The sequence below is a fragment of the Tsukamurella conjunctivitidis genome (assembly GCF_007858475.1).
GTDB classification, from domain to species: Bacteria; Actinomycetota; Actinomycetes; order Mycobacteriales; family Mycobacteriaceae; genus Tsukamurella; species Tsukamurella conjunctivitidis.
This window is the reverse complement of record NZ_VIGX01000314.1, coordinates 1-513: the sequence shown is the minus strand read 5'-3', so window position 1 is coordinate 513 and position 513 is coordinate 1. Positions and strand designations below refer to the sequence as shown.

1 protein-coding gene is annotated in these 513 nt (G+C 69.4%); it reads right to left on the bottom strand.

What is annotated here, in order from left to right; genetic code table 11:
• The coding region (ruvB, locus tag FK530_RS25550) for a Holliday junction branch migration DNA helicase RuvB (protein WP_146489546.1) at window positions 1-513 on the bottom strand (513 nt) is incomplete at both ends.

Below are 513 nucleotides of genomic sequence, written 5' to 3'. Positions count from 1 at the left end.
AGTCGGTTGGCGATGCGCGGGGTCCCCCGCGACCGTGAGGCCACCTCGTGGGCGGCAGCCGCATCGATGGGGGCACCCAGCAGACCCGCGGACCTGTGGACCACCTCCTCCAGTTCGGCACTGGAGTAGAACTCCAGATGTGCGGTGAAGCCGAAGCGGTCGCGCAGGGGGGCCGGAAGCAGACCCGACCGTGTCGTGGCGCCGACCACCGTGAAGGGGGGAAGGGTCAGGGGGATGGAGGTTGCTCCCGGTCCCTTGCCCACCACCACGTCCACCCGGAAGTCCTCCATCGCCAGATAGAGCATCTCCTCCGCGGTCCGGGCCAGGCGGTGGATCTCGTCGATGAAGAGGACGTCACCCTCCTGGAGCCCCGAGAGGATGGCGGCGAGGTCCCCGGCATGCTGGACGGCGGGACCGGAGGTCAGACGCAGCGAGGTGCCCATCTCAGCGGCAATGATCATGGCCAGGGTCGTCTTGCCCAGTCCGGGGGGACCGGCCAGCAGCACGTGGTCG